Origin of the sequence: Nocardioides panacis (genome assembly GCF_019039255.1) — a bacterium.
Taxonomy (GTDB): Bacteria; Actinomycetota; Actinomycetes; order Propionibacteriales; family Nocardioidaceae; genus Nocardioides_B; species Nocardioides_B panacis.
Genome location: NZ_CP077062.1, coordinates 3,236,744 through 3,253,283 on the forward strand (window position 1 = coordinate 3,236,744; position 16,540 = coordinate 3,253,283).

Genomic DNA, 16,540 nt, shown 5'->3' on the forward strand with positions numbered 1-16,540 from the left:
CTCGATCTGTATTCGGCTGCCCGGTCAGGAGACCGGACCCCCGAAGATGTCGATGCGCTGGCCCGCGGCAAGGCTGACGATCGCGCGCTTGGTGTTCGCGCGCTTGCCCATCCCGAAGCGGGTGCGACGGGTCTTGCCCTGGCGGTTGATCGTGTTGACGCTGGTCACCTTGACGTCGAAGACCTTCTCGACCGCGATCTTGATCTCGGTCTTGTTGGCGTCCGTGCGCACCAGGAAGGTGTACTTGTTGGCGTCCAGCAGGCCGTAGCTCTTCTCGCTCACCACGGGGGGCGATGAGAACGTCGCGGTGGTCCTTGTGGAAGTTGCTCACTTGGACTCCTCCTCGGCGGCAGTGTCGGACTCTGCCTCGGTCGACGTGGCGACGGCCTTGACCGACTTGCCGGTGGCCGGACCGGCCACGAACGCGTCGTAGGCGGCCTTGGTGAAGACCACGTCGTCGGACAGCAGCACGTCGTAGGTGTTGAGCTGGTCGACCGCGAGCAGGTGGACGGTGTCCACGTTGCGCAGCGAGAGCCAGGTCAGGTTGTCGCCGCGCTCGAGCACGATCAGCGTGCGCGGGCGACCGGTCAGACCGGTCAGCGCGCCCAGCGCGTCCTTCGTGTTCGGCAGGTCGCCGGAGACGAAGCTCTCGACGACATGCACGCGGCCGGCACGGGCCCGGTCGGACAGGGCGCCGCGCAGGGCAGCAGCCTTCATCTTCTTGGGCGTGCGCTGGTCGTAGCTGCGCGGCGTCGGGCCGTGCACGACGCCACCGCCGGCGAACTGGGGAGCGCGGACCGAACCCTGACGGGCGCGGCCGGTGCCCTTCTGCTTGTACGGCTTGCGACCGCCACCGCGGACCTCGCCCCGCGACTTGGTGTCGTGGGTGCCCTGGCGGGCGGCGGCCTGCTGAGCGACGACGACCTGGTGGATCAACGGGATGTTGACCTGGACGTCGAAGATCTCGGCGGGGAAGTCGACCTTCAGTGCCTTGGCAGTCATGCGGTGACCTCCCTGTCGGTGCGGGCCTTGGCCGAGGAACGGACGACCACGAGACCACCCTTGGGGCCGGGAACGGCACCCTTGAGCAGGATCAGGCCGTTCTCGACGTCGATGGCGTGGACGGTGACGTTCTGGGTGGTGACGGTGTCGCCACCCATGCGGCCGGCCATCTTCATGCCCTTGAAGACGCGACCGGGCGTGGCGCAGCCGCCGATGGAGCCCGGGGAGCGGTGGTTGCGGTGCGCACCGTGCGAGGCGCGGGAGCCGTGGAAGCCGTGACGCTTCATGACACCGGCGTACCCCTTGCCCTTGCTGGTCCCGGTGACGTCGACCTCTTCGCCGGCGGAGAACAGCTCGGGGCTGAGCTCCTGGCCGACGGAGTACGACGCGGCGTCAGCCGTCCGGATCTCCAGCAGGTGGCGGCGCGGCGTGACGCCGGCCTTCTCGAAGTGGCCCGCCTTCGGCTTGGACACCTTGCGGCCCTCGATCTCGCCGAACCCGATCTGGACGGCGTTGTAGCCGTCGGTCTCGGGGTGGCGGACCTGCGTGACCACGTTGGTGCCGGCTGCGACGACAGTCACAGGCACGACGCGGTTGTTCTCGTCCCAGGTCTGGGTCATGCCGAGCTTGGTGCCCAGCAGCCCACGGACGTTTCTCTCAAGAGTGCTCATGGATATCAGGTCCTCGTCGCGACTCAGAGCTTGATCTCGATGTCGACACCGGCAGGCAGGTCGAGACGCATCAGCGAGTCGACCGTCTTCGGTGTCGGATCGATGATGTCGATCAGACGCTTGTGGGTGCGCATCTCGAAGTGCTCGCGGCTGTCCTTGTACTTGTGGGGCGAGCGGATGACGCAGTAGACGTTCTTCTCTGTCGGCAGTGGCACAGGGCCGGCAACCTTCGCGCCCGTTCGGGTGACCGTGTCAACGATCTTGCGCGCCGAGGTGTCGATCACCTCGTGGTCGTAGGCCTTGAGCCGGATGCGGATCTTTTGTCCCGCCATAGCTCTCAGTTCGTCCTCACTACTCAGTACCGCCAGATCGGACGTGGCCCGGCGGGCCACACCCGTTGCTTCTCTCCGTCCGACCCCCGCGGTCGGGCGTGTCGCGTCCTGTTCGACGCAACACGACACCAGCTGGATCGTGTTGGAGTGGCACCCGACGCATCAGTGGAACGGACGCCGGGCTCGGAACAGGGTCTCACGGTGCGGTGCGGACACAGAACCAGACCACCGCGTGCGGGAGACCCTGTTCAATAGTCAATATGTGACCTTGTGTCCGCACCCCGGCGACCCCGCCGGAGCAACCGGACTATCTTGTCAGAGACCGGTCGGAGTAATCAAATCGAGGCTCGGACCGGGCCGGTCCAGGCGTGGAAGTCCGGTCCGGGCGAGACGCCCCCGGAGCCCGCGGCCGCGTGCAAGGATGGCCGGTCTCGCGTCGCACGCACCGGCCGCCGCCGGCCCGACACGTCTCTGGGGGACCATCGTGACACAGCCACCGCCTCCGGGCTGGGTGCCGCCGGGCTACGGCACGCCGCCCCCCCGCGCCGGGAGCGGAACCGGGCCCGCCCGGCTACCGGCCGTACGGGCTGGGGCCCCCCGGTGCACAAGCCCGGGGTCGTGGCGCTGCGTCCGCTGGCCCTCGGCGACTTCTTCGACGGCGCGTTCAAGACGATCCGTCTCAACCCCCGGGCGATGGTCGGGCTGGCCGCGCTCGTCACCTCGGTCTTCATGGCGGTGCCGGTCCTGCTCAGCCTGGCGCTGGCCGCGCTCGGCGAGCTGTCCACCGGGGGGCCGTCCAGCGGCCTCGGCGGTGTCGGGAGCGCTGCGGTGCTGGTGACCTACCTGGGCTCGTTCTTCGGGCTGTTCGCGGCGGTGGTCCTCAACGGCATGCTCGTGCAAGTCGTCGCCGAGGCGGTGCTGGGCCGGCGGACGACGATCGGGGCGGCGTGGGCGGCCACCCGGGGGCGGATGTGGCGCCTGGTGGGGCTGATGGCGACCACGTTCGTCCTGGCGCTCGTGCTGTTCGGGGTGCCGGTCGCCGTCGGCGTCGGTGTCGGTCTGCGGGCCGGGGTCGGCCCCGGGGTCCTCGTCGGCGTCCCGCTGCTGCTGGCGGGGCTGGTGCTCTACCTGTTCGTGCAGGTGCGGTACTTCCTGCTGGCCGCCCCCGCCCTGGTGCTGGAGCGCACCGGGGTGTTCGCCTCGCTGGGCCGGGCCGGCCGGCTCAGCCGCGGGCAGTTCTGGCGGCTGTTCGGGACCATGCTGCTGGCCGCGCTGCTGGTCGGCGTGGTCAGCCAGGTGGTCTCGGTGCCGCTCGGCCTCGTCGGGGCGGTCGGCCCGCTGCTGTTCCCCGGTACGACCGGCGCGCTGATGCTGGTGCTCTCCTCCTTCGTGACCCAGGTCGTGGTCGGCGCGCTGACCGCGCCGTTCACCTCCGCGGTCACCGCGCTGCAGTACGTCGACCAGCGGATCCGCAAGGAAGGGCTCGACGTGCAGCTCATCGCGGCCTCGCAGGGCACCCGCTGAGCCCGATGCCGCTCCTCCTCGTGCCCGTCCCGGACGCCCTGCGCCCGGACCCCGGCCAGGCCCGGTCCTGGGTGGAGCGCGAGCTGTCCCGGGCGGAGTACCACCGGCCGCTCCTCGAGCGGTTCCTGTCCTGGCTGCGGGGGCTGTGGGAGTCGCTGACCCGAAGCGCCCTGGACGCCTCTCCCCTGTCCGCCGGCCTCGCCGTCCTGGTGGCGGTGGTCGTCCTCGCCCTGGTCGTGGTGGCGGCCGCCCGGTTGCGGCGCGACCCGGGGCTCCCCCGGCAGGCCGCGTCCCTGCTCGGCGTCGCGGACGCGTCCCCCGAGGAGCACCGGGCCGCCGCCGAGGCGGCGCTCGCCGCGGGCCGGCCGGACACCGGCCTGGTCGAGGCGTTCCGGGCCCTGGCCTCACGCGCCCTGCGGCGGGGGCTGGTCGACGCACGGCCCGGCCTGACCGCGCACGAGCTGGCCGACGACCTGTCCCCCCGCGTTCCCGGCGCACGCGGCCGACCTAGCCGGCTCGGCCCGGCTCTTCGACCTGGTGTTCTACGGGGAGCAGCCCGTGGACGCCGACGCCGCACGGTCCGTCCTGGCGCTCGACGCGACGCTCCGCGACGCGCGGCCCGACCTGCACGCGGAGACCGGCGACCGGCCTGGCGCGGCGGTCCCCCGGTGAGCGTCGTGAGCACCGTGGCCCGCCTGCGCACCCACCGTCGCACCGCCGTCGTGGTCACCCTGGTGGTGGTGCTCCTCGTGGTGCTGAGCGTGCTGACCGTCGGCACGGCACGGCACGGCGGCGACCTCGACCCCGAGAACCCCGGCGCGTCCGGCGCGCAGGCGGTGGCCCGGGTGCTCGCCGACCACGGCGTCGACGTGACCGTCGTACGACGGGCGGCGGAGCTGGAGCGCACGCCGGTCGGCGGGCGCACCACGGTGCTGGTCACCGCCACCGAGCGGCTCGGACGAGCCACGTCGCGCGCCCTCGGCGCGCGCAGCCGGGACGCCGCCGCGCTGGTCCTCGCCGCGCCCGGCCCGCGGGTGCTCCGCGCGCTCGGCCTGCCCCTGGTCGTGACCGACGCGCGGACCGCGGGCAGCACGACGGCCGCGTGCCGCGACCCGCTGCTCGACGGGCTTGAGGTCGCAGTCGGGCCGTCCGCGGGCTACCGCGCCACGAGGGGTGGCCGCGTGACCGGCTGCTTCCCCGGCACCGGCGCCCCCCCGGCCGCCCTCGTCGCCCGGGTCGACCGGGGCGTGCCGACCTACGCCCTGGGCGGCGTGGACGTGCTCACCAACGACCGGGTCGACGACGCGGACAACGCGGCCGTCGCGCTCCGGCTGCTCGGCCGGGGCGACCGCCTGGTGTGGTACGTCCCGGACCCGCGGGACGTCGCCGCCGGGGACGCGGGCTCCCTGCGGGCACAGCTCCCCCCGCGGGCTGGTGCCGGCCCTGTGGCTGCTCGGCGTCGCGGTGCTGGCCACCATGCTGTGGCGCGGTCGCCGGCTCGGACCGCTGGTCGTCGAGCCGCTCCCCGTGGTCGTGAAGGCCGTCGAGTCCACCCGGGGCCGCGGCCGGCTCTACGCGCGGGTCCGGGACCGACGGCACGCCGCCGGGATCCTGCGGGCGGCCACCGGGCGGCGGCTCGCGGCCCGGCTCCGGCTCGGCGCCGCCACCGACCCCGCCACCCTGGTCGCCCCGGTCGCCCGCGCCACCGGCCGCGACCCCGCGGACGTGCACGACCTGCTGGCCGGCCGCCCGGTGCCGGACGACGCCGCCCTGACCCGACTGGCCGGGGACCTGGCCGCACTCGAGAGAGAGGTACACCACCCATGACCGAGCTGAGCGTGGCCCCCGAGGCCGCCCGTACGGCGCTCGACCGTGTCCGCACCGAGGTCGCCAAGGCCGTGGTCGGGCAGGACGCCGCCGTCTCCGGCCTGCTCGTCGCGCTGCTCAGCGGCGGCCACGTGCTGATGGAGGGGGTTCCCGGCGTGGCCAAGACGCTGCTGGTCCGCTCGCTCGCCGCCGCGCTGTCCGTGGACACCAAGCGGGTGCAGTTCACCCCCGACCTGATGCCCGGCGACATCACCGGCTCAATGGTCTACGACAACCGGGCCGGCGAGCTGTCCTTCCGCGAGGGGCCGCTGTTCACCAACCTGCTGCTCGCCGACGAGATCAACCGGACGCCGCCCAAGACCCAGTCCGCGCTGCTCGAGGCGATGGAGGAGGGCCAGGTCTCGGCCGACGGGGTGTCCCGGCGGCTGCCGCGGCCGTTCCTGGTGGCCGCCACCCAGAACCCGGTGGAGTACGAAGGCACCTACCCGTTGCCCGAGGCCCAGCTCGACCGGTTCCTGCTCAAGGTCGTGCTGCCGGTGCCGGAGCGGGCCGAGGAGCTGCAGATCCTGCAGCGGCACGCCGACGGCTTCGACCCGCACGACATCGCGGCCGCCGGAGTGCGCGCGGTGGCCGGTGCCGGCGACGTCGAGGCCGCCGCGAGCGCCGTCCGCACCGTGGTGGTCTCCCCCCGAGGTGTCCGGCTACGTCGTCGACATCGCCCGCGCCACCCGGGTCTCCCCGTCGCTGAGCCTCGGCGTCAGCCCCCGCGGCGCCACCGCGCTGCTGCGCACCAGCCGCGCCTGGGCCTGGCTGCAGGGCCGGACGTTCGTGACCCCCGACGACGTCAAGGCGCTCGCCGGTGCCACCCTCGCCCACCGGCTCGGGCTGCGCCCCGAGGCCGAGCTCGAGGGCGTGTCGGTGGGCCAGGTGCTGCAGAGCGCCGTCGACTCGGTGCCCGTCCCGCGATGAGCCTGACCGGCCGGGTGCCGCTGCTGGTGCTGCTGGGCGTGGGCGCGCTCGTGGTGCGTCCGTCCGGCGGTACGGCGGCCTGGTGGGTGCTCGCGGTGGCGCTGCTGGTCGTCGTGGACCTGCTGCTGGCCCCGCGGCCGGAGCGGCTCACCGTCACCCGCCGCCCCACGGGCCAGGTCCGGCAGGGCCAGGCCACCGGCACCGACCTCCTGGTCGCCAACCCCGGGGACCGCCGGGTCCGCGGGCTGCTGCGCGACGCCTGGCAGCCGTCCGCGGGGGCGACCGGCAACCGGCACCGCCTCGACCTCGCCGCCGGCGACCAGGTCCGGCTGACCACCCCGCTCACGCCGACCCGGCGCGGCGACCGGCGCACCGACCGGGTGACCGTGCGCTGCAGCGGCCCGCTGGGCCTGGCTGCCCGGCAGGCGTCGCGCGAGGTGCCCGGTCGGGTGCGGGTGCTGCCGCCGTTCCACTCCCGCAAGCACCTGCCCAGCCGGCTCGCCAAGCTGCGCGAGCTCGACGGTCGCGCGGCGGTCCGGGTCCGCGGCCAGGGCACCGAGTTCGACTCGCTGCGCGACTACGTGCTCGGGGACGACGTACGCAGCATCGACTGGCGGGCCAGCGCCCGGTCCCGCACCGTGGTGGTCCGGACCTGGCAGCCCGAGCGGCACCGCCGGGTGCTGCTGGTCCTGGACACCTCCCGCACCTCGGCCGGCCGCGTCGACGACGTCCCGCGGCTGGACTCCGCGATGGACGCCGCGCTGCTGCTGGCCGCGCTGGCCTCCCGCGCCGGGGACAGCGTGGACTTCCTGGCCGGCGACCGGCAGGTGCGGGCCCGGGTCCGCGCCGGAGGGCACCGGGACGCGCTGGTGCAGGTGGTCGAGGCGATGGCCGACCTTGAGCCGGCCCTCGTGGAGGCCGACTGGTCGCGGCTCTCGTCCGCAGTCGTCGCGCTCGGCCGGCAACCGGCGCTGGTGGTCCTGCTGACCGCGCTCGAGCCGGCCGCCGTCGAGCACGGGCTGCTGCCGGCCCTGCCCGCGCTGGCCCGGCGGCACCGCGTGGTGCTCGCGTCGGTGCGCGACCCGGAGCTTGAGCGGCTCGCCGAGCGGCGGGCCACCGCCTCGGAGGTGTACGACGCCGCCGCGGCCGAGCAGGTGCTGGCCGACCGGGCCCGCACCGCCGACGTGCTCACCCGGCTCGGCGTCGACGTCGTGGACGCGGACGCGGACCGGCTGCCGGTGGCGCTCACCGACCACTACCTGATGCTGAAGGGGCGCGGCCTGCTCTGAGCTCAGCCTGCGGTGGCGACCTGGTCCTCGAGGCGGTCGGCGGCGAGGTCACCGGTGTGGCCGGCCCGGAACGCCCGCCGGCCGGGGCCGAACACGTAGCCGAAGAACAGCGCCTCCGCCGCGGCGCCGATGCCGATCCGGGCCCAGGTGGGCAGCGGCGACGGCGTCACGAACGCCTCGATCACGCCGCTGACCAGCAGCACCAGCACCAGCCCGAGGGCGACCGCGACGGCGCTGCGGCCCTCGTGCGCGAGCGACTGTCCCCGGGTCCGGGGACCGGGGTCGACCCAGGACCAGAACAGCCGCAGCCCCACCCCGGCGGCGACGAAGACCGCGGTCAGCTCGAGCAGGCCGTGCGGCAGGATCAGCCCGAAGAACAGCGAGCCGCGGCCGTGCTGGATCATCAGCGCGCCGATCACCGCGACGTTCAGGACGTTGGTGAGGAGCAGGTAGACCACCGGCAGGCCGAACACCCCGAGGGAGATGCAGAGCGCCGCCACCCACGCGTTGTTGGTCCACACCTGGGCCGCGAAGTGCGAGGCGGCGTAGGTGCTGTAGTACCGCTCGAAGTCCACGTCGACCAGCCGGTCCGCCTCGGCCGGCGGGACCAGCGTGGACTGCACCCCCGGGTGCTGCAGCAGCCAGAGGATCATCACCGCGGCCACCGCGACGTCGACCAGCAGCGTGCCGATCCACCAGCGCCGGGTCCGGTACAGCGCCGCCGGGAACGTCGCCCCGAGGAACGTGCCGACGTCGCGCCAGGAGGCGGTGCGGGTGCCCGTCGTACGCGTGCGGGCGCGGGCCAGCACGCTGGACAGGTAGGCCACCAGGGCGGCGTCGGGGGCCGAGGAACGCACCACGGACAGGTGGGTCGCGACCTCCTGGTAGCCGTCGACCAGCTCGTCGGACTCCGGGCCGCTGAGCCGCCGCCGGCGGGCCAGCTCCTCGAGCCGCCGCCACCGCGGCCCGTGCGCGGCCACGAAGGCGTCGATGTCCACGCGGCCACTGTAGGCGTCGCCTAGCCTGGCCCGATGGCGAACGCGGACTGGCTGCTCGGGGACGACGACCTCGTCACCGGGGAGGCCGTCGCGCTCGACCTGCCGCCCGCCACGGTCGGGGTCCGGCTCACCTCCGGGCTGGTCGACGTAGCCGCCGAGGGGCTGCTGCTGGTGCTGGTCTTCGTGCTCGGCATGGTCGTCGTGGCCGGGGGCGACGACGCCCTGCGCGCGGTGGCCGGGCTGCTCTCGGTGGTGCTCGTGCTCGTCGTGCTGCCGACCACTTTGGAGACGCTGACCCACGGCCGCTCGCTCGGCAAGCTGGCGCTCGGGCTGCGCACCGTCCGCGACGACGCCGGCCCGATCTCGTTGCGGCACGCGCTGACCCGCTCGCTCATCGCCGTCGTGGAGATCTGGCTGCTGAGCGGGGTTCCGGCGCTCGTCTGCGCGCTGGTCAACCCGCGGGGGAAGCGGGTCGGGGACGTGGTCGCCGGCACCTACGTGGTCCGGGAGCGGTTCGCCTTCCCGCAGGTCCGGCCCGCGCTGATGCCGCCGCACCTGGCCGGCTGGGCGGCCGCCGCGGACATGGCCCCGCTGCCCGACGGGCTCGCGCTCGCGGTGCGCCAGTTCCTGGACCGGGCGGCGTCGCTGAACCCGGTGTCCCGCGCCACGCTCGGCACGCAGCTGGCCGCGCAGGTCCTCACGCACGTCGCGCCGGCCCCGCCCCCGGGCCAGCACCCCGAGGCGGTGCTGGCCGCCGTGGTGGCCGAGCGGCGTCGCCGCGACGAGGCCCGGCTGGCCCGGGACGAGGCGCTGCGGGTGCGGCTGCGCGGGCCCCGACGGTGAGTCAGACGCGCCGGTAGGTCAGGTCGGTGATCGACCGGCCGGCGTCCAGGCCGCGCCGCTCGAAGCGGGTCAGCGGCCGGTCCGCCCAGCGAGGGGCGGGTCCGGCGTGCACGTTCTCCAGCAGCGGCTCGGTGTCGAGCACCTCGACCATCCGCTCGGCGTAGTCGCCCCAGTCGGTCGCCAGCCGCCACAGGCCGCCCGGCTTGAGGCGGTCCGCCGCCAGGTGCGCGAAGACCGGGTCGACGAGCCGCCGCCGGTGGTGCCGCTTCTTGGGCCACGGGTCGGGGAAGAACGTCCACAGCTCGTGGATGCCGCCGGTCCCGAACAGGTGCCGCAGCGACCACACCGCGTCGACGCTGACCAGCCGCACGTTCTCGACCCCGGCCTGCTCCAGCCGGTGGAACGTGTCGGCCACCCCCGGGTGCCAGACCTCGAAGGCCAGCACGTCGTACGACGGACGCGCCGCCGCCAGCTCGACGGTGGCCTCCCCCACCCCGGAGCCGATCTCCACGACCAGCGGGGCGTCCCGGCCGAACCACGACCGCAGGTCGAAGCCGGGACGGTCGACGGCGTCGTCGGGGACCCACCACGTCGCGTGCCGCCGCTCCCAGGCCGCGGCCTGCCGGTCGTTGAGCCGGTTGCCGCGCCGGCTGTAGGACAGCACCTCTTGCATGCGCCGGCCGTCCTCCGTCACGACCTGATGAGGTCGCGCCCGCCGTGACCGTGTGCTGTCAGAGGCGTCCATCCGACGTGCGGCCTCCTTCTCGTCCGTGGGGGGCTGCGCCCGACGTACCCAGACTGGCGTGTCTGTACTCAACCGCCTGAGGGGGCCTTGGCCTTCGCCTTCGCCGGCGGGTTGGGGTCCTTGAGCTCGGGGTTCAGGCCGATCGCTCGCAGCACTGCCGTGTCCCCTGCCTTCTCCTGACCTTCCTGCCGGAGCAGAAGTCCGAGGTTAAGCCAGGCGGCTGCGTCCTTCGGGTTCGCGGCGACCGCACGCTTGTACAACGAGATGGCCTCGGCGGTGTCCTTGTTGGCGTTGCGCAGGATCGCCAGGTTGAACAGGGCCGGCTCGTAGGCGGGGTCTGTCTTGAGGGCTGCGCGGTAGTGCTGCTCCGCGATCCCGTAGTTGCCGTTCGCAGCGTCGATCAACGCGAGGTTGTAGAAGGCGAACTTGTTCTTGGCGTCGTACTTCAACGTCTTGTTGTAGTCGGCCTCTGCAGCAGAGAGGTCACCGGCGGAATGCGCCTTCAGCCCGGCCTTGAGTGCGACGGAGGCCTTCTTCGCGTCCGGTGCGCTGGCAGAGGAGCCGGCCGACGAACTGCCGTCTGAGCAGGCGGTCGCCCCGAGCGCCAGGACGGACGTGAGGGCCAGAGCGCGAAGGCCGCGGCCGGCACGGCTCGACTGACGAGAGAGGTTCATGGTTTCCCCGAATTCTTGGAAGGTACGTCGCGAAGTCGTGCATCAAGCAGATCTCGGGCGACTTCTCCCAGCCGCGAAGAAGCGCCCCTCGCTGGGCTGAGCCACCCGGGTCGGCCTCCGCACCCTGTATTTCAGTCTATCTGTGGCCATGCGGCTGCAAAGCGGAATCCAATTTCCCCGGCCGCAAGGAGCGTGCCCGTCGCTGATCCCAGCAGCACGGGTGCACCCCTCACAACATCGACACCATTCGTGTCGTCGCCACCGCAGCTCCGGTGTTGCCCCACTAGCCCTGGACGACCTGGATCACCTGGCTCCCGATGTCGCCCCGAGGACCCGTCGCGCCGGCGGGACCGCTGTCAGCCGGACCAGCCGAGCCACCAAACGAGGCGCGGAACTCCGCGCTTCGATTACCACATCTTCGGAACGGCGACCGGCACCGTCGCCCTGGACCACCGTCAGATCAGCACCGCCTTCCGGCTCGCCGTCACACGCGCCGACTTCCACGGCACGGGCCGACTCTCCCCGCACTCGCTGCGGCACGGCTACGCCTCCACCCTGATCAGCCAAGGACTCAACGTCGTGTTCGTCTCCCGCCAACTCGGCCACGCCAACCCCAACATCACCCTCGGGGTCTACGCCCACCTCTTCCAACACGCCGACCACGTCACCGCCGCCCGCCAAGCCCTCGACACCAGTTACCGCACCCTGAACCCCCGCCCCCTTGCGGACACACGCACCAAGCCCGGCACAGGCCCCACAACAGGACCCACGCCACCCGCACCGGATGGAAACGACAGTGGTAACAACCACCCCACCCCCGATCAGCGATGAACGAGACACCCAGACCAGGGCGACCCGCCCTCCCTGGCCTGCTACGAGAGCGACCACGACGTGACCCCAACAGCAGAGCCAGACCGCGCACGGGGCTCGGTCCACATCTCGATCCACCTCCGCGCGGCAACGCAGAACGGGCCCGCCAAGAATCTGACGGACCCGCTCGCTGTTGCTTCGATCAGTTGACGCACACCACGTAGACCATATACGCGCTGTTATTGCTTCCCTTCACTCTCCAAGCTGTCGGCGTCTGACCGGCTGTTGCGAACGCTGTGCCGACAGCAGGAGCCGAGGCGTCGATGGTGCCAGCGGTGAGGTTGTACCCGCCGCCCATCGCGATCTTCCCTGCTGCACAGGTTGCGCTCGTTCCACCGGCACCCGTCCCGCTCGCCGTGACGACCGTGGCCGCTGCGATGCTGCCACCGGTTGCACCGGTGTCACCCTTGACGCCTTGGATGCCCTGGATGCCCTGGTCACCCTTGGCCCCTGACGGACCTGTCGGACCTGTCGGACCAGCCACCGTGGAGTCTGCCCCCTTAGGTCCGGTGGGTCCTGCCGGACCGGTTGCACCGGTGGCACCGGTAGGACCAGTAGGACCAGCGACCGTCGAGTCGGCTCCGGTGGCTCCGGTGGCTCCGGTGTCGCCCTTGACGCCCTGCGGACCCTGCGGTCCAGTTTCTCCGGTCTGCCCCTGCGGGCCGATCGGACCAGTAGCACCAGTTTCACCGGTGGCACCGGTGGCACCGGTGGCTCCCTGGGTTCCGACACCGGCAGCGCCAGCAGCGCCAGTGTCGCCCTGCGGACCAGCCGGACCAGCGGCGCCGGTCGCACCCTGCGGACCAGCCGGGCCAACAGCACCCTCCGTGCCCTGCGGACCAGCCGGACCGACCGCACCAGTGGCCCCGGTCAACCCGGTGTCACCGGTCGCGCCCGTGGCTCCTGTAGCGCCAGCCGGACCAGCCGGACCAGCCGGACCCATCTCACCGGTCGCACCCTGGAGACCGCGCTCACCCTGAGCACCTGTGGCACCGGTTGCACCGATGTCGCCCTTGTCGCCCTTGGCGCCAACCTCACCCTGCGGGCCAACCGGGCCCTGCGCACCCACCGCGCCGGTCTCACCCTGGAGACCCCGCTCGCCCTGAGCACCCTGAGCACCCGTGGCACCGGTCGAGCCGGTGGCACCAGTCGCACCGATCTCACCCTTGTCGCCCTTGGCGCCAACCTCACCCTGCGGACCAGCCGGACCAGCCGGACCCATCTCACCGGTCGCACCCTGGAGACCCCGCTCGCCCTGAGCACCCTGAGCACCCGTGGCACCGGTCGAGCCGGTGGCACCAGTCGCACCGATCTCACCCTTGTCGCCCTGAGCTCCCGTGGCACCGGTCGCACCCTGGCCGCCCTGAGCGCCGGTCGCACCGGTCAGGCCGATGTCGCCCTTGTCACCGGTCGCACCGGTCGCACCGGTCGCACCGATGTCGCCCTTGTCGCCCTTGGCGCCAACCTCACCCTGCGGACCAGCCGGACCAGCCGGACCCATCTCACCGGTCGCACCCTGGAGACCCCGCTCGCCCTGAGCACCCTGAGCACCCGTGGCACCGGTCGAGCCGGTGGCACCAGTCGCACCGATCTCACCCTTGTCGCCCTGAGCACCCGTGGCACCGGTCGCACCCTGGCCGCCCTGAGCGCCGGTCGCACCGGTCAGGCCGATGTCGCCCTTGTCACCGGTCGCACCGGTCGCACCGGTCGCACCGATGTCGCCCTTGTCGCCCTTGTCGCCCTTGGCGCCAACCTCACCCTGCGGACCAGCCGGACCAGCCGGACCCATCTCACCGGTCTCACCCTGGAGACCCCGCTCACCCTGAGCACCCTGAGCACCCGTGGCACCGGTCGAGCCGGTGGCACCAGTCGCACCGATCTCACCCTTGTCGCCCTGAGCACCCGTGGCACCGGTCGCACCCTGGCCGCCCTGAGCGCCGGTCGCACCGGTCAGGCCGATGTCGCCCTTGTCACCGGTCGCACCGGTCGCACCGATGTCGCCCTTGTCGCCCTTGGCGCCAACCTCACCCTGCGGACCAGCCGGACCAGCCGGACCCATCTCACCGGTCGCACCCTGGAGACCCCGCTCACCCTGAGCACCCTGAGCACCCGTGGCACCGGTCGAGCCGGTGGCACCAGTCGCACCGATCTCACCCTTGTCGCCCTGAGCTCCCGTGGCACCGGTCGCACCCTGGACGCCCTGAGCACCGGTCGCACCGGTCGCACCGATGTCGCCCTTGTCGCCCTTGTCGCCCTTGGCGCCAACCTCACCCTGCGGGCCAACCGGGCCCTGCGCACCCACCGCGCCGGTCTCACCCTGGAGACCCCGCTCGCCCTGAGCACCCTGAGCACCCGTGGCACCGGTCGAGCCGGTGGCACCAGTCGCACCGATCTCACCCTTGTCACCCTGAGCGCCGGTCGCACCGGTCGCACCGATGTCGCCCTTGTCGCCCTTGGCTCCAACCTCACCCTGCGAACCGATCGGACCCTGCGGACCCACCGCGCCAGTCTCACCCTGGAGACCCCGCTCACCCTGAGCACCAGTCGCGCCGTTGATTCCGTTGGTGCCGTTCAAGCCGTTGGTGCCGTTCGTGCCGTTGATACCGTCAGCACCAGCAGCACCGGTGTCACCCTTGTCGCCTTGCTGACCCTGAGCGCCGGTGTCTCCCTTGTCGCCCTGCTGACCCTGAGCGCCGGTGTCTCCCTTGTCGCCCTTCTGGCCTTGAGCGCCAGTCGCACCGGTTGCTCCAGCCGGGCCAGCCGGCCCAGCAGCGCCGGTTGCGCCTGTGGCGCCAGCGGGACCAGCCGGGCCAACGGCCCCTGTGGCACCAGTTGCGCCGGTGGCACCAGTTGCGCCGGTAGCACCAGTTGCGCCGGTAGCGCCGGTGTTGCCCTTGACGCCCTGGATCCCCTGGGGACCCTGCGGGCCCATCTGACCCGCCTGGTTCCAGTTGATCAGGGTCTCGCCACCCTTGCAGCTGGCCTTGGCCGCGTCGATGATGCGGACCGCGCCGTCGGACTTGGTGAAGCACGCGCTGATGACCCCGTTGCTGGCGGGGATCGAGGCCTGGGCGGCGCTCACCCCGGCCATCATGAGGACGGCGGCGCTGCCTCCGAGGACGAACTTGGTTCCCGGCCGAATCCGGCCGGTCCGTGCTTTGTTGGTCGACATAGGCCGTAGGCCCCCCATGGCAGAAATGGAAAGCGCCGGTTTCGCCTCTGCTCCCCGTCAGGCCAGCGGCGACCATGTCGCCCGACGGATCATCACTCGCCACGACCGTGTCCGGCCGACGTCAAAAAGATATGTGGAACGGGCGCGAAATGGGACACATAGGCCGCGATATCCCTCTAAGGGGCTATCCAGGCAGCATGGGCATACGGGACGGACGTGGTCTGCGAGGAAATGTAACCAGGTGGTAACGCCCAAGTGGTGAGAAAGGAACCAAAACTGTCCTATACCCTGCAGTCTCTATATTCTCCGTTGTTATAGCGCCAAAAGGCCCGGTCCCCCTCACGGGGACCGGGCCTCTTCGGCTGTGGCTGGTGACTGCTCGACAGGGTCGAGCTCAGGTCACTTGTTGATCTTGGTGACCCGGCCGGCGCCGACGGTGCGGCCACCCTCACGGATCGCGAACCGCAGACCGTCCTCCATGGCGATCGGCTGGATCAGCTCGACCGACATGTCGGTGTTGTCGCCGGGCATGACCATCTCGGTGCCCTCGGGGAGGGTCACGACGCCGGTCACGTCCGTCGTACGGAAGTAGAACTGCGGGCGGTAGTTGTTGAAGAACGGCGTGTGGCGGCCGCCCTCCTCCTTCGACAGGATGTAGACCGAGGCGTCGAAGTTGGTGTGCGGGGTCGTGGTGCCCGGCTTGATGACGACCATGCCGCGCTCGACGTCCTCGCGCTTGGTGCCACGGAGCAGGAGGCCCACGTTCTCGCCGGCCTGGCCCTCGTCGAGCAGCTTGCGGAACATCTCGACGCCGGTGACCGTGGTGGTCTGCTTGACGTCGCGGATCCCGATGATGTCGACGGTCTCGTTGACCTTGACCACGCCACGCTCGATGCGGCCGGTGATGACCGTGCCACGACCGGTGATCGTGAAGACGTCCTCGACGGGCATCAGGAACGGCTTGTCGATCTCGCGCTCGGGCTGCGGGATGTGCTCGTCGACGGCCGTCATGAGCTCCATGATCGACTCGCCCCACTTCTCGTCGCCCTGGAGCGCCGGGAACGCGGCCACGCGGACCACGGGGATCTCGTCACCGTCGAACTCGTACTCGGTGAGGAGCTCGCGGACCTCCATCTCGACGAGCTCGATGAGCTCCTCGTCGTCGACCATGTCGCACTTGTTCAGGGCGACCACGATCGCCGGCACGCCGACCTGGCGGGCGAGCAGCACGTGCTCACGCGTCTGGGGCATGGGGCCGTCGGTGGCGGCGACCACGAGGATCGCGCCGTCCATCTGGGCCGCACCGGTGATCATGTTCTTGATGTAGTCGGCGTGACCCGGGCAGTCGACGTGCGCGTAGTGGCGCGCCTCGGTCTGGTACTCGACGTGCGCGATCGAGATCGTGATGCCGCGCTGACGCTCCTCGGGAGCCTTGTCGATCTGGTCGAAGGCCGAGGCCTCGTTCAGGGTCGGGTACTTGTCGTGCAGCACCTTGGTGATCGCTGCCGTCAACGTCGTCTTGCCGTGGTCGATGTGACCAATCGTGCCGATGTTGACATGCGGCTTAGTCCGCTGGAACTTCGCCTTAGCCACGGGGGCTCCTCCTCGTAAAAGTACGTTGACT

The 16,540-nt window shown here is 71.9% G+C and carries 12 protein-coding genes and 3 pseudogenes; 6 read left to right on the top strand and 9 right to left on the bottom strand.

The annotated features are described in order from the left end of the window. Positions 1 to 24 precede the first annotated feature (24 nt). The 4 genes and pseudogenes from rplW to rpsJ form a co-directional block, all read right to left on the bottom strand. Positions 25 to 331, bottom strand: a pseudogene (rplW, locus tag KRR39_RS15830) (50S ribosomal protein L23). After that, a complete protein-coding gene (gene rplD / locus KRR39_RS15835) occupies positions 328 to 1,002 on the bottom strand; it encodes a 50S ribosomal protein L4 (RefSeq protein WP_216938395.1) in 675 nt (224 codons plus the stop codon). Before rplD ends, rplW begins: the two are co-directional and overlap by 4 nt. Further along, the gene (gene rplC / locus KRR39_RS15840) at positions 999 to 1,673 is read right to left on the bottom strand and encodes a 50S ribosomal protein L3 (RefSeq protein WP_216938398.1); all 675 of its coding nucleotides are present in this window, start codon (positions 1,671 to 1,673) and stop codon (positions 999 to 1,001) included. The genes rplD and rplC overlap by 4 nt, the downstream gene beginning before the upstream one ends. Positions 1,674 to 1,696: 23 nt before the next feature. Then, on the bottom strand, positions 1,697 to 2,005 hold the full coding sequence (rpsJ, locus tag KRR39_RS15845; protein ID WP_008360994.1) for a 30S ribosomal protein S10: 309 nt from the start codon (positions 2,003 to 2,005) through the stop codon (positions 1,697 to 1,699). 600 nt (positions 2,006 to 2,605) lie between these two features. Between rpsJ and KRR39_RS15850 the strand changes: the two genes are divergently transcribed. From KRR39_RS15850 to KRR39_RS26585, 4 genes and pseudogenes are all read left to right on the top strand, one after another. Next, positions 2,606 to 3,529, top strand: a complete 924-nt coding sequence (locus KRR39_RS15850) for a hypothetical protein (protein ID WP_216938400.1) — start codon at positions 2,606 to 2,608, stop codon at positions 3,527 to 3,529. A 5-nt stretch (positions 3,530 to 3,534) separates the two neighbouring features. Then, positions 3,535 to 5,829, top strand: a pseudogene (locus tag KRR39_RS26575) (DUF4350 domain-containing protein); the annotation flags it as partial. 220 nt (positions 5,830 to 6,049) lie between these two features. Further along, positions 6,050 to 6,325 carry an AAA family ATPase gene (locus KRR39_RS26580; RefSeq protein WP_436972060.1) on the top strand — a complete coding sequence of 92 codons (276 nt, stop codon included), beginning with the start codon at positions 6,050 to 6,052 and terminating at the stop codon, positions 6,323 to 6,325. A 581-nt stretch (positions 6,326 to 6,906) separates the two neighbouring features. Next, a pseudogene (locus KRR39_RS26585) lies at positions 6,907 to 7,614 on the top strand (DUF58 domain-containing protein); the annotation flags it as partial. A 2-nt stretch (positions 7,615 to 7,616) separates the two neighbouring features. On the opposite strand, the gene KRR39_RS15870 reads toward KRR39_RS26585, so the two are convergent. Continuing rightward, positions 7,617 to 8,612: a stage II sporulation protein M gene (locus tag KRR39_RS15870; protein WP_216938404.1), complete on the bottom strand. Its 996-nt coding sequence runs from the start codon at positions 8,610 to 8,612 to the stop codon at positions 7,617 to 7,619. A 33-nt stretch (positions 8,613 to 8,645) separates the two neighbouring features. On the opposite strand from KRR39_RS15870, the gene KRR39_RS15875 reads away from it, so the two are divergent. Beyond that, a complete protein-coding gene (locus KRR39_RS15875) occupies positions 8,646 to 9,455 on the top strand; it encodes an RDD family protein (protein WP_216938406.1) in 810 nt (269 codons plus the stop codon). 1 nt (position 9,456) lies between these two features. On the opposite strand, the gene trmB is transcribed toward KRR39_RS15875, so the two are convergent. Both trmB and KRR39_RS15885 read right to left on the bottom strand, forming a co-directional pair. Beyond that, positions 9,457 to 10,128, bottom strand: coding sequence for a tRNA (guanosine(46)-N7)-methyltransferase TrmB (gene trmB / locus KRR39_RS15880; protein WP_254185182.1), 672 nt, complete (start codon positions 10,126 to 10,128; stop codon positions 9,457 to 9,459). Positions 10,129 to 10,268: 140 nt separating this feature from the next. After that, entirely contained in the window at positions 10,269 to 10,874 is a 606-nt protein-coding gene (locus KRR39_RS15885; protein ID WP_216938416.1) for a tetratricopeptide repeat protein, read from the bottom strand. Between the two features lie 249 nt (positions 10,875 to 11,123). Here KRR39_RS15885 and KRR39_RS26220 point away from each other — a divergent pair, with 249 nt between their 5' ends. Next, positions 11,124 to 11,705 (top strand): tyrosine-type recombinase/integrase, encoded by a 582-nt coding sequence (locus KRR39_RS26220; protein WP_216938419.1) that lies wholly within the window; start codon positions 11,124 to 11,126, stop codon positions 11,703 to 11,705. A gap of 181 nt (positions 11,706 to 11,886) precedes the next feature. Here the strand turns inward: KRR39_RS26220 and KRR39_RS25660 are convergent, their stop codons facing one another. Both KRR39_RS25660 and tuf read right to left on the bottom strand, forming a co-directional pair. Next, positions 11,887 to 14,244, bottom strand: a complete 2,358-nt coding sequence (locus KRR39_RS25660; RefSeq protein ID WP_216938421.1) for a collagen-like domain-containing protein — start codon at positions 14,242 to 14,244, stop codon at positions 11,887 to 11,889. A gap of 1,071 nt (positions 14,245 to 15,315) precedes the next feature. Further along, positions 15,316 to 16,509, bottom strand: coding sequence for an elongation factor Tu (tuf, locus tag KRR39_RS15900; protein WP_216938423.1), 1,194 nt, complete (start codon positions 16,507 to 16,509; stop codon positions 15,316 to 15,318). Positions 16,510 to 16,540: the final 31 nt, after the last annotated feature.